This is a genomic window from Pseudomonas sp. P5_A2_2, from assembly GCF_054177685.1.
The window spans coordinates 1-11,454 of the sequence record NZ_JBGCUL010000075.1 but is presented as its reverse complement, the minus strand read 5'-3'; the positions used below and the strand labels follow the sequence as shown (position 1 = coordinate 11,454).

The window sequence follows — 11,454 nt, the reverse complement described above, 5'->3', positions numbered from 1 at the left end:
CTGCTGTTGTGCGTGAACAATCGCAGGAGAATGCCGCGCCGGGCCATGAATTCCTGCAGTTCTTCGGCGCGCTCGGTGATCAGCCACTGGAACAGCGCACAACCGCCCTGAGGCTGGAACCCTTGTTGTTCCAGCATCGACGCAAGGCGCTCGCTGGCCTCATCCGCGCGCACCCGTTGCCGCGTCTGCCCTTCGGTATCGCGCAGGCAGGCCTGGCCCACTACCCGGGTTGCCCCGCTCACGGCCCACGGCCCCACTTGTTCAGCCAGCAACTTGAGCAACTTGCGCTCGGCCAGCACAAACCCCAGGCGCACACCGGCCAGGCCGAAAAACTTGCCGAAGGAGCGCAGGACGATCAACCCGACTTGATGGGCAAACGGCGCCAGGCTCAGTTGCGGCGTGTTATCCATGAACGCTTCGTCCACCACCAGCCAGCCACCGCGCTGGGCCAGCCGCGCGTGCCAGTCGAGCAGGCGACTGGGGGTGAGGCTCAGGCCTGTGGGGTTATTCGGGTTGACCACCACCAGCACATCGAAACTGTCGATAAAGAAGTCGACTTCGTGCTCCAGCACTTCACGCACGATGTAGCCGTTACGACGCCACGCTTCAGCGTGCTCGGCATAACACGGCGACAGCACGCCGACCTTGCCTGCCCGACGCAATCGCGGCAGCAGCTGGATTGCCATTTGCGAGCCGGCCACCGGCAATGCCTGCAAGGTGCCGTAGTAATCACAGGCGGCTTGCTCCAGGCCATCGTCCGCTTCCGGCAAACGAGCCCAGGCCCGCAGCGGAATATCCGGCACCGGGAACGGCCAGGGCGCAAGGCCCGTCGACAGGTCCAGCCAGTCGGCTTCCTCTATGCCGTATTCGAGCGCCGCCTTGCGCAATCGCCCACCGTGCTCAAGCATAAAATTCGGCCCCCAGGCAGAGAATCAGCAGCCATAACCATACCCCGCGCTGGACCAATTGCCAGCCTCGGTCAATGGAGTCGGCATCCGCCGGCACACCTTCGCCCAACTGTGGACGCTGATGCAGTTCGCCGTGATAAATCGCCGCTCCGCCCAATTCGACGCCAAGGGCACCCGCCCCTGCCGCCATCACCGGGCCAGCGTTCGGGCTGTCCCAGGTCGGGCCCTGGGTGCGCCAGCATTTCAACGCCAGCCGGGTTTTACCCAGCAGCGCGTAAGTCAGTGCCACCAGGCGCGCAGGAATGTAATTGAGCACGTCGTCGACCTTCGCCGCCGCCCAGCCAAACCGTTCGAAGCGCTCATTGCGATAGCCCCACATCGCATCCAGGGTATTGCTCAGGCGGTAGAGCACCACGCCCGGCGCACCCGCCACGGCAAACCAGAACAACGCCGCGAACACTGCGTCGCTGCCGTTCTCCAGCACCGACTCGGTGGCGGCACGGGCGACTTCGGTTTTATCCAGATCACTGGTTTTACGGCTGACCAGATAACTCACGCGTTTGCGCGCTTCATCAAGATCATCGCCGCGCAATGCCTTGGCCACAGGCGTGACGTGCTCACCGAGGCTGCGCATACCGAGGGCGCAATAGAGCGCGAGAATCTCGACGATCCAGCCGACATAAGGCGCCCAGGAGAATGCCGTGACCAGCAATGTCAGCGGCAACACGGCAATCACCCACGCAGTGACGCCATGACTGCGCCAGCCGCGACCGCCACCATTGAAGCGTTGCTCGATGCGCTCGGCAAAACGGCCGAACGCCACCAGCGGATGCCAGCGTTTGGGTTCGCCCAGCAGCGCATCCAGCGCAACCGCGGCGACACTCAACAACGCCACACTCATTGACTCACTCCCCAATAATTTTCATACAGCAATTCATGTAGCGGACGCGCCTGCGCCCAGCCTTCGAGCACCAGCATCGGTGCCGGATAGAACTCCTTCACCGGCCCCAGGCACAGCACGGCCAGAGGCTTGGCTCCAGGTGGCAACTTCAGCAAATCGGCCAGGGCTTGCGGTTCGAACAGCGACACCCAGCCCATGCCCAGCCCTTCGGCGCGGGACGCCAGCCACAGGTTCTGGATAGCACAGGACAGCGAGGCCATGTCCATTTCCGGCAGCGTGCGGCGGCCGAAGATATGCTGCGCGCGATCGTCCATCAGGGCGGCGACCAGTACCTCGGCGCAATCGTTGATGCCTTCGACCTTGAGCTTCATGAACTCATCGCTGCGCTCACCGAGGGCTTCGGCGGTGCGAATGCGTTCTTCTTCCACCAGGGCCTGGATTTGTCCGCGCAAGGCGCGATTACTGATGCGGATGAAGCGCCAGGGCTGCATCAGGCCGACACTGGGCGCCTGATGTGCCGCCTCGAGCAGGCGTCGCAGCAATTCGGGCTCGACGGTGCCGCCGCTGAAGTGGCGCATGTCGCGGCGTTCGGCGATGGCGCGGTAGACCGCAGCGCGTTCGGCTTCAGAGAATGCGTTGTCGGTCATGGCCTCTTCGCGGGCAAGCCCGCTCCCACAGGGTTTTGGTCAGGCGCAAACAGCGCGGCAATCGCCGAGGGGTTAGACGGAAAATAAAAGTGCACATAAGAAGCAGTCATCCGCCCCTCACGATAGACCGCCTCTGCTCCACGCCCGCCGTTAGGGCTCAAACCCCGGGCAATCGGCGCCAGTTCAGTGGTGGTCAACGAATGGTGATAGGTGTGCCCGCGCAGCGAACCTTCTGGCAGTTCCACCGCCTGCAACGCCAGCGCGGCCAGACGCTTTTGCATCACCGCATCCCCGGCCAGCAAGCCAACCAGTTCAGCGCGAGTGCCCTCGACATCGGTCAGGGAATCTAGCAGATACAGCATGCCGCCACACTCGGCGAGCAAGGGTTTGCCTGCCCGGTGGTGAGCGCGAATCGCATCGAGCATCACGGTGTTTTGCGCCAGCGCGACATGGTGCAGCTCAGGGTAACCGCCCGGCAGGTACAGGCTGTCCGCCTCCGGCAACCCACGGTCGCGGATCGGCGAGAAGAACGCCAACTCGGCGCCCATCGCCCGCAGCAGATCCAGGCTCGCGCCGTAGGTGAACGCGAAGGCTTCATCACGGGCGACGGCAATGCGCACACCGGCCAGCAGCGGTGCGGCTGCGATGACATCAGGGGCGGCGAACTCGACCGCCGGCGGCAGAGCGACCTCGCAACTGCTGGCCAGGGCATCGGCTGCCGCGTCGAGGCGCAGGTCGAGATCGTTCAACTCACTGGCCTGCACCAGCCCCAGGTGCCGACTCGGCAATTCGATCCCGGTTTCCCGGGACAGCGCGCCGTACCAGCGCAGACCTTCAGTCAGGCTGCCTTCGAGCAGTTGCGCATGGCGCAGCGTGCCGACGCGATTGGCCAGCACGCCGGCGAACGGCAAGTCCGGCTGATAACGCGCCAGCCCCAGAGCCAAAGCGCCGAAGGTCTGGGCCATGGCGGTGCCATCGATCACACCCAGCACCGGCACACCGAAATGCCGCGCCAGATCGGCGCTCGACGGCGTACCGTCGAACAGCCCCATAACGCCTTCGATCAGGATCAGGTCTGCTTCAGCGGCGGCTTCCCACAGCAGCCGGCGACTTTCTTGCTCACCAACCATCCACATGTCCAGTTGATACACCGGCGCACCGCTGGCGCGCTCGAGAATCATCGGATCGAGAAAGTCGGGGCCGCACTTGAACACGCGGACCTTGCGCCCCTGATTGCGATGCAATCGGGCCAGCGCCGCGGTGACGGTGGTCTTGCCCTGGCCAGAGGCCGGCGCGGCAATCAGTACCGCCGGACAGTGTCGAGGCTGACTCACAATTCGACGCCTTTCTGCGCTTTGATCCCGGCCTGGAAGGCGTGTTTGATCACGCCCATTTCGGTGACGGTGTCAGCCATCTCGATCATTTCCGGCTTGGCGGCACGCCCGGTGACCACCACGTGTTGCATCGGCGGCCGGGACTGCAAGTCACTGAGCACCTGATCGAGATCGAGGTAGCCATGCTTGAGGGCGATGTTCAGTTCATCCAACACCACCAGACCGATGGACGGATCGCACAGCAGTTGCCGGGACACCGCCCAGGCGGCTTCGGCGGCGGCGATGTCGCGCTGGCGGTCCTGGGTTTCCCAGGTAAAGCCTTCGCCCATCACATGAAAACGCACCTGCTCGGGAAAGCGCCGGAAGAACAACTCTTCGCCCGTGCTGTTACGGCCCTTGATGAACTGCACCACGCCGCATTGCATGCCGTGCCCCATGGCGCGGGCAAGCATGCCGAAGGCCGAACTGCTCTTGCCCTTGCCGTTGCCGGTCAGCACCAGCAGCAGGCCACACTCGTTCGGGGAATTGGCGATGCGCTCGTCGATCACGGCTTTTTTGCGCTGCATGCGCGCCAGATGGCGTTCGTCACGATCGGGGGTATCAGTCATGGGGGAGCTCTCCGTTGAGGCAGGAATAACGGCGGGCAGGCACAAAAATAGAAGGCAACAAGCCTGGCATCGCCCACCGTGACGCCGCTGGATGAATCAGGCCGGTCTCCGGGCTCATGAGTGGCCGCGGGGCCAGACTGCGCGCCTTCCCGCATCGAATCGACACAGTGGCATCAGCACAGTTTTCACTCATTTACCGTTGCGGGGGCAGCGCCGGAATTGCGGGCCTTCGACCAATAGAAGGACTCACTCACCGGCTTCCCTGTTTCACTCTGTCGACCCAAGCCACAGAGCACCTGAAACAAGCCGCGAAGGTTAGAGGGTTGGGGGTGGAGCGTCAATTAAAGCCGGGAGGCGATCGACCGATTGACTGCCATCAATCAATAAACTGACGTCAATCTTGTGCCACACTCCCAGCAGTGATATCAAAGAGCCACAACCTCACAACACAACAACAAGGGTGAGCCCATGCAAGGCATGATCATCAGCAATCCAAAGCTGGAATTCCTGCGCCCGGTGCTTGAGCGCTGGTTCGAATGCATCGACCGTTACAACGCCGTCCGCGGTGATGGCGACACACCGTACTGGCACGACGAAAAAGCCAATCTCGGACTGCTGTCTGCCGCCGCCTGGATGGCCGAGATGGTCACGCTGCAACAGACACCAACCCGCAAACAGACCGACGAAGGCGAGCGCAACAGCCGCGCCGACCTGTTCCTCGCCTCGCCGGAAACCCGCGCCTACATCCAGACCAGCCAGCGCTGGCCACGGGTCAACAGCCTCAACCTGTCCCAGGCCCTGCTCGATATCGCCAGCGATGCGAAGCGCCTGAGCCACGCCAGCGACCTGAAACTCGGCTGCCTGTTCGTCGCCCCGCAAAAAGCCCAGCAAGGCGCAACGCCGGAAGAACTCCAGGACATGGTCGACGACCTGCAAAAGGAACACACCTGCGCGGTCGCCTGGTATTTCCCTTATGCCTACCGCAAGTTGCGCAACGAAGCCGGCAACTATCACCCCGGCATTGCGGTGCTGTTCAAGGAAGCTCGCGGCTGAGGCATTGAACCATCGCACGACAACGCTTCTCTATGATTAGAACAAGGCATTCGTAGGGAAGACCAGCATGCGCACGCCCCCGCTCGCTCTCGTTGTCGCGCTCTGCACAGGGCTCGCCGCTTGTGGCGAGACCTCTCGCCTGCAAGTCTCCGACGGCACCGGCCCGTCCCCCCGACTACCAGAACCCGACAAGACCCTGGTTCCGACCGTGAACATCGCCCCGGCCATCGGTTGGCCGCAGGGCGCAAAACCTGTCGCCGCCACGGGCACTCAAGTGGCCGCTTTTGCCGAAGACCTGGATCACCCCCGCTGGCTTTATGTGCTGCCCAATGGCGATGTGCTGGTGGCGGAAACCAATGCACCACCCAACCCCGAAGACGGCAAAGGCATTCGCGGCTGGGTCGCGAAAAAAGTCATGGAGCGCGCCGGGGCCGGCGTGCCCAGCGCGAACCGCATCACTTTGCTGCGCGACAAGGACCACGATGGCGTCGCGGAAACCCGCACGGTGTTTGTGCAAAATCTCAACTCCCCCTTCGGCATGACGCTGGTCGGCAATGACCTGTATGTGGCCGATACTGATCGCCTTCTGCGCTTTCACTATGAAAGTGGCGAGACGCAGATCCAGTCACCACCGATCAAGGTGATTGACCTGCCGGGCGGCCCGTTGAACCACCACTGGACCAAAAACGTCATCGCCAGCAAGGACGGCAGCAAGCTCTACGTCACCGTAGGCTCCAACAGCAACGTCGCGGAAAACGGCATGGACAAGGAATCAGGTCGCGCAGCGATCTGGGAAGTGGATCGCGCCACCGGCCAGCACCGGATCTTCGCCTCCGGCCTGCGCAACCCCAACGGCATGGCCTGGGAACCGCACAGTGGCGCACTGTGGACCGCGGTCAACGAACGAGATGAAATTGGCAGTGATCTGGTACCGGACTACATCACCTCGGTGAAGGACGGCGCTTTTTATGGCTGGCCGTACAGTTACTACGGCCAGCATGTCGATATTCGCGTCGCGCCACAAAACCCGGACCTGGTGGCCAAGGCCATTGCCCCGGACTACGCCGTCGGCCCGCACACGGCGTCACTGGGCCTGACCTTCGCCGAAAACAGCAAGCTGCCGGCGCCATTCACCCAAGGGGCATTCATCGGTCAGCACGGCTCCTGGAACCGCAAGCCCCACAGTGGTTACAAAGTGATTTTCGTGCCCTTCCGTGCGGGCAAACCTGCAGGAAAACCGGTTGACGTGCTTTCCGGATTCCTCAACGACAAGGAAGAAGCCATGGGCCGCCCGGTGGGCGTGGTGATCGACCGGCAGGGTGACTTGTTGGTGGCCGATGATGTGGGGAACAAGGTGTGGCGGGTATCGGCTGCCAGGTAACACCATCCCGGGTGAACACAGAACCCTGTGGGAGCGAGCTTGTCTCCGGGCGGCGATCCGACGATGAGGCCGGCACATTCAACATCGATGTTGACTGACCTACCGCCATCGCGAGCAAGCTCGCTCCCACAGGATGTCCAGCTCAACGTTTGCGACAGAGTGTTAGCCCATCACCCAACGGCAACAACGACAGATCCACCCGCGCATCATCCTTCAACGCCCGGTTGAGCGCCTGGATCGCCCGGGTGTCCGCGCTCTCGGGGTTGGCCTCAAGCACGCGCCCGCTCCACAAGGTGTTATCGAACACCGCCAGCCCGCCGACCCGCAGCAATCCCAGGGCGTGTTCCAGATAACTCGGGTAGTTGGCCTTGTCGGCATCGATGAACACCAGGTCGTACTGCCCGCCCTGCCCTTGTCGCTCAAGCTCGGCGAGGGTCTCCAGCGCCGGGGCCAGGCGCAGGTCAATCCGTCCGGTGAGCCCCGCTTCCTGCCAGTACCGTCGTGCGATGGCGTTGTAGTCACCGGGGATATCACAGCAAATCAGCGAGCCGTCAGCCGGTAATGCCGACGCCATGCACAGGGCGCTGTAACCGGTGAAAGTGCCGACCTCGAGCAAGCGCCTGGCCCCCGTCAGTTTCACCAGCAAAGCGAGAAACTGCCCCTGCTCCGGCGCCACMTGCCAACGTGCCATCGGCAGCGCCTGGGTCTCATCGCGCAAGCGCTTGAGCAGTGGCGTTTCGCGCAGGGAGACATCGAGCAGGTATTGGTACAGGGCGTCGTCGAGATTAAGCGTGCGAGCAGTCATGATCAGCAGCTCCGGACATTACGGGTTGCGCGCCAGATGTTCAGGCTGCAGAACACKCTTGGCGCTCAGATACGCTTTTTGCCAATAGGCCTTGGACAGACTGTCGAGCTTCACGGTGCCGCCGGTGGCCGGTGCGTGGACGAAGCGCCCTTCTCCCACGTAGATGCCGGCATGACTGACCTGGGAACCGCCATTGGTGGCGAAGAAAATCAGGTCACCGGTTTGCAGGCCTTCCTTGCCCACATTCGCCGCTTGCATGGAGATCATTTCGCGAGTGGTGCGCGGCAAGGAAATACCGGCGACATCGCGGTACACATAACCGATCAGGCCGCTGCAATCAAATCCGGAATCCGGCGTATTACCACCCCAACGATAAGGCGTGCCCACCAGGCCGAGCGCGCGAAACAGCACGTCTTCCGCCTCGGGCGAAAAAGCTTGCGGGGATCCGAATACGATGGGAGCGCGAACCACCTGCGCTGGTGGCGGTGTGCGGCTGGCGCAGGCACTGAGCAGCGCTGCGAAAAACATGATTGCGAGGCGGGCCGACGTCGTCATAAGCAGAGCATCCTGATCTGGCTGCGGCTTTTTTCTGCCGGGAGTGCAGAAAAGAAAACCGCCTGCGCGGGACGCAGGCGGTTTGCCATCATTCATAGATCAGGATTCTAGCGGTTATATGGCAAACTTCAAGTAAGACTTTAAGTTCGCCTTACAAACTGTCCGCTTACTTACGTGCAGTGACGATTGGCGACGCGTTAGGTGCCATCGCCAGGGCGCGCTTGGCTTCGATGAAGCTCTTGTTCCAGTAACTGTCGCCCAGGCTATCGATCCGCACACCACCGCTGCGGCGGCTGCTGGAGTGGATGAACTGGTTGTCACCCAGGTAGATCCCGGCGTGACTGACACGACCGCGACGGCCATTGGTTGCGAAGAACAGCAGGTCGCCCGGCTCAAGCTTGCTGCGCGAGACCAGCGGAGCGTCCACGTTGATCATTTCGCGGGTGGAGCGTGGCAGGTTCATGCCCGCCTCTTCGCGAAACAGGTAACCGATGAAACCGCTGCAATCGAAGCCGGCTTCAGAAGTACCGCCGAAACGGTAACGGGTACCGATCAGGGACATGCCACGTTCGAGGATGCTGTCGGCCAGGACCGGAAGCTGGTAGGACTTGCCGCCAGCGAAGTCGGCCAGTTCTTTTTCGGTTGCCTTTTCTTCCTGGTAAAAAACTTCCTGATAAAGAGCGGAAGACTGGGCAGTTGCAGAATTCTTGAGCTGTTGTTGTTGCTCTTGCTGGGACACCGGAGTGTGGGCAGCGCAACCGAACAACAGGGTGACGAGTGCGAGAGGCACGAGGGGTGCGAAGCGCTTTAGCATGGGCACGACCGTGGCTGATAGTTGTAAAGAAGCCGAGACTATGCCCGCTATCATCCTCATTTGCAAATTCAATCGATCTTTTTGTGACTTTTCCGTTTCTCGTTTACTTCTAAGCGCTTAAGCCCATTTTAAACCTACACGCAGCCCGCAACCGGGCAGGAAAGCGGGGTTTCTGGCGCCCGAAATTCGCCGAACTGGCTAAAAGCCCCGGATTCAGCGGGTTTACCAGCCGAGGGTTTCTTTCAAAAACGGGATTGTCAGCTTGCGCTGAGCCTGGAGGGAGGCCTGATCGAGACGCTCGAGCAGCTCGAACAGCGCACTCATGCTGCGGGTACCGCGAGTCAAAATGAAATGCCCGACTTCGTCGGTCAGGTGTAGTCCGCGACGAGATGCGCGCAATTGCAGGGCGCGCAATTTGTCCTCATCGGACAGCGGGCGCATCTGGAAGATCAAGGCCAGGGTCAGGCGCGACTTGAGATCCGCCAGCTTCACCGGCAACTCACGGGGGGATGTCGACGCGGCAATCAGCAAGCGTCGGCCGCTGTCGCGCAAGCGATTGAACAGATGAAACAGCGCCTCTTCCCAGTCCGCCTTGCCGGCAACCGCCTGCAGGTCATCGAGACAGACCAGTTCGTACTGTTCAAGGTTGTCGAGAATTTCAATACCGCGATCGAGCAGCTCGGCCAGCGGCAGATAGACCGCAGGCTCCCCCAATTGCTCGAAGCGCAGGCAGGCGGCCTGCAACAGATGCGTACGCCCTACCCCATCCTTGCCCCAAAGGTATATCAGGCTCTCGGTCCAGCCGGCGTCGGCTTCGCACAGCCGCTCGACATAGCCGAGTGCAGCGGCATTGGCGCCTGGGTAGTAATTGATAAAGGTGGCGTCGTCACGCAGACGCACACCTAGGGGCAGCTGAATCGGTTTCATCCTGACTGAACAGTTCCAAAGGAACCGTTAGTGGCCTCTGTGTAAAGTTTGCGAAGTTTATACCCGTGAGCCGGGCCGCACAATGCGACAGACCACAAGCAAAATCAAAGGTTTGCGTTAATGCACCGGTTTTATGACCGTTTCTTTGGCGGTGCATGTGACAGTCGCGCGATGCAAGCAGGCTGACCCGCCATGAACCCAGGCAACCCGCCATCACCCATCGACGCCTCTTACCACTCCGGCTCGTCGACACTCCCGTAGATTTCAGAATCCTTATACAAATCATGCACATGACGCACCAGCACCATGATCACCGCCGCGACCGGCAATGCCAGTAGCACACCGGTAAAGCCAAACAGCTCACCACCGGCCAGAATCGAGAAAATCACCGCCACCGGGTGCAGGCCAATCCGGTCACCAACCAGCAACGGCGTCAGCACCATACCCTCCAGCGCCTGGCCGACCATGAACACCGCGACAATGCCGAGCATCGGGTAAAGATCACCACCGAACTGGAACAACCCCGCAAGCAGCGCCGCGCCAATGCCGATGATAAAACCCATGTACGGCACGATCGCCGCCAGACCGGCAATCAGGCCAATCAACAAGCCCAGTTCCAGCCCGACCAGCATCAGGCCCGCTGCGTAGATCACACCCAAGGCCACCATCACCAGCAACTGTCCGCGCACGAAGGCTCCGAGCACTTCATGGCATTCACCCGCCAGGGATACTGCGCGCGCTTCACGATCACGGGGCAGCAGGCCGCGGACCTTGGCCATCATCAGATCCCAATCCCGCAGCAGGTAGAAGCTCACCACCGGAATCAACACCAGGTTCGCCAACCAGCCGATCAACGCCAGCCCCGAGGCCGTAGCATGGCTCAACACGACGCCGACAATATCAGTGGTCTGACTCATATGCTCGCTGATGGCGGCCTTGAGCTTGTCGAACTTCCAAAAACCTTCCGACAGGCCGAATTTCGATTGCGCCCAGGGCAACGCCGTGTGCTGCAGCCAGTCGAGCATCTGCGGGGCCAGCTCATACAAACGAAACAACTGCCTGGCGAGCAACGGCACCAAGACCAACAGCAGCGCGGTGAAGATCAATGTAAAGAGGGTAAACACCGCCACGACACCCCAGGTTCGAGACAGGCCTGCCTTCTCCAGCCGATCCACCAGCGGGTCGAACAAGTAGGCCAACAGCAGCGCCACCAGGAACGGCGTCAGGATCGGATGCAACAACCAGACAAACGCACAGAGCAGGACCACCCCACCGAGCCAGAACCAACGCCGCGTATCGGCCATGAACCACTCCATTGCTTCTATATAAAGAAAGAAAAACTACCAGCGAAAACGCAGCTGCGGTGTCGGGGCCGGCGCTGCGACAGACACCGAGCCGCCGGTGGYAGGCTGAGCGGGCGCTGCCGGGGCCGGTGCCTGACCCGCTGGCGCTTCCTGCAGCCTCGCCAGCGACAGTTGTGCACGCAGTTGATCGGCGCTGCCATTGACCCTATAGACAATC

12 protein-coding genes, 1 pseudogene and 1 riboswitch are annotated in these 11,454 nt (G+C 61.6%); of the genes and pseudogenes, 2 read left to right on the top strand and 11 right to left on the bottom strand.

Annotation, left to right across the window (positions count from 1 at the left end; genetic code table 11):
• From cobD to cobO, 5 genes are all read right to left on the bottom strand, one after another.
• A partial coding sequence (gene cobD / locus ACXRVY_RS08570; protein ID WP_458237248.1) for a threonine-phosphate decarboxylase CobD occupies nt 1-908 on the bottom strand: 908 nt, incomplete at its 3' end.
• A complete protein-coding gene (gene cbiB / locus ACXRVY_RS08565) occupies nt 901-1,809 on the bottom strand; it encodes an adenosylcobinamide-phosphate synthase CbiB (protein WP_223463314.1) in 909 nt (302 codons plus the stop codon). The genes cbiB and cobD, both read right to left, overlap by 8 nt.
• Nucleotides 1,806-2,456 (bottom strand): 5,6-dimethylbenzimidazole synthase, encoded by a 651-nt coding sequence (gene bluB / locus ACXRVY_RS08560; protein WP_223463315.1) that lies wholly within the window; start codon nt 2,454-2,456, stop codon nt 1,806-1,808. The genes cbiB and bluB overlap by 4 nt, the downstream gene beginning before the upstream one ends.
• On the bottom strand, nt 2,453-3,790 hold the full coding sequence (locus ACXRVY_RS08555) for a cobyrinate a,c-diamide synthase (RefSeq protein ID WP_223463316.1): 1,338 nt from the start codon (nt 3,788-3,790) through the stop codon (nt 2,453-2,455). Before ACXRVY_RS08555 ends, bluB begins: the two co-directional genes overlap by 4 nt.
• Nucleotides 3,787-4,398 (bottom strand): cob(I)yrinic acid a,c-diamide adenosyltransferase, encoded by a 612-nt coding sequence (cobO, locus tag ACXRVY_RS08550; RefSeq protein ID WP_457266100.1) that lies wholly within the window; start codon nt 4,396-4,398, stop codon nt 3,787-3,789. The genes ACXRVY_RS08555 and cobO overlap by 4 nt, the downstream gene beginning before the upstream one ends.
• A gap of 82 nt (nt 4,399-4,480) precedes the next feature.
• Nucleotides 4,481-4,713, bottom strand: a riboswitch (cobalamin riboswitch).
• Between the two features lie 153 nt (nt 4,714-4,866).
• Here cobO and ACXRVY_RS08545 point away from each other — a divergent pair.
• Together ACXRVY_RS08545 and ACXRVY_RS08540 are read left to right on the top strand one after the other, a co-directional pair.
• Nucleotides 4,867-5,451 (top strand): hypothetical protein, encoded by a 585-nt coding sequence (locus ACXRVY_RS08545; protein ID WP_223463318.1) that lies wholly within the window; start codon nt 4,867-4,869, stop codon nt 5,449-5,451.
• Nucleotides 5,452-5,518: 67 nt separating this feature from the next.
• Nucleotides 5,519-6,832: a PQQ-dependent sugar dehydrogenase gene (locus ACXRVY_RS08540; RefSeq protein ID WP_457266101.1), complete on the top strand. Its 1,314-nt coding sequence runs from the start codon at nt 5,519-5,521 to the stop codon at nt 6,830-6,832.
• Nucleotides 6,833-6,974: 142 nt separating this feature from the next.
• On the opposite strand, the gene ACXRVY_RS08535 is transcribed toward ACXRVY_RS08540, so the two are convergent.
• The 6 genes and pseudogenes from ACXRVY_RS08535 to ACXRVY_RS08510 all read right to left on the bottom strand — a co-directional run.
• Nucleotides 6,975-7,637, bottom strand: a complete 663-nt coding sequence (locus ACXRVY_RS08535) for an O-methyltransferase (RefSeq protein ID WP_458237247.1) — start codon at nt 7,635-7,637, stop codon at nt 6,975-6,977.
• 18 nt (nt 7,638-7,655) lie between these two features.
• A complete protein-coding gene (locus ACXRVY_RS08530; protein WP_458237246.1) occupies nt 7,656-8,192 on the bottom strand; it encodes a C40 family peptidase in 537 nt (178 codons plus the stop codon).
• Between the two features lie 166 nt (nt 8,193-8,358).
• A complete protein-coding gene (locus ACXRVY_RS08525; RefSeq protein ID WP_223463321.1) occupies nt 8,359-9,006 on the bottom strand; it encodes a C40 family peptidase in 648 nt (215 codons plus the stop codon).
• A 222-nt stretch (nt 9,007-9,228) separates the two neighbouring features.
• The gene (gene hda, locus ACXRVY_RS08520; protein ID WP_007898944.1) at nt 9,229-9,933 is read right to left on the bottom strand and encodes a DnaA regulatory inactivator Hda; all 705 of its coding nucleotides are present in this window, start codon (nt 9,931-9,933) and stop codon (nt 9,229-9,231) included.
• A gap of 230 nt (nt 9,934-10,163) precedes the next feature.
• Nucleotides 10,164-11,237 (bottom strand): AI-2E family transporter, encoded by a 1,074-nt coding sequence (locus ACXRVY_RS08515; RefSeq protein WP_223463322.1) that lies wholly within the window; start codon nt 11,235-11,237, stop codon nt 10,164-10,166.
• A 36-nt stretch (nt 11,238-11,273) separates the two neighbouring features.
• Nucleotides 11,274-11,454: pseudogene (locus ACXRVY_RS08510) on the bottom strand (DUF2066 domain-containing protein); the annotation flags it as partial.

What these genes read in the sequence shown, in the direction of transcription:
- cbiB (WP_223463314.1), bottom strand. Translation starts at nt 1,809, where the DNA reads ATGAGTGTGGCGTTGTTGAGTGTCGCCGCGGTTGCGCTGGATGCGCTG.
- bluB (WP_223463315.1), bottom strand. Translation starts at nt 2,456, where the DNA reads ATGACCGACAACGCATTCTCTGAAGCCGAACGCGCTGCGGTCTACCGC.
- cobO (WP_457266100.1), bottom strand. Translation starts at nt 4,398, where the DNA reads ATGACTGATACCCCCGATCGTGACGAACGCCATCTGGCGCGCATGCAG.
- ACXRVY_RS08545 (WP_223463318.1), top strand. Translation starts at nt 4,867, where the DNA reads ATGCAAGGCATGATCATCAGCAATCCAAAGCTGGAATTCCTGCGCCCG.
- ACXRVY_RS08540 (WP_457266101.1), top strand. Translation starts at nt 5,519, where the DNA reads ATGCGCACGCCCCCGCTCGCTCTCGTTGTCGCGCTCTGCACAGGGCTC.
- ACXRVY_RS08525 (WP_223463321.1), bottom strand. Translation starts at nt 9,006, where the DNA reads ATGCTAAAGCGCTTCGCACCCCTCGTGCCTCTCGCACTCGTCACCCTG.
- hda (WP_007898944.1), bottom strand. Translation starts at nt 9,933, where the DNA reads ATGAAACCGATTCAGCTGCCCCTAGGTGTGCGTCTGCGTGACGACGCC.
- ACXRVY_RS08515 (WP_223463322.1), bottom strand. Translation starts at nt 11,237, where the DNA reads ATGGCCGATACGCGGCGTTGGTTCTGGCTCGGTGGGGTGGTCCTGCTC.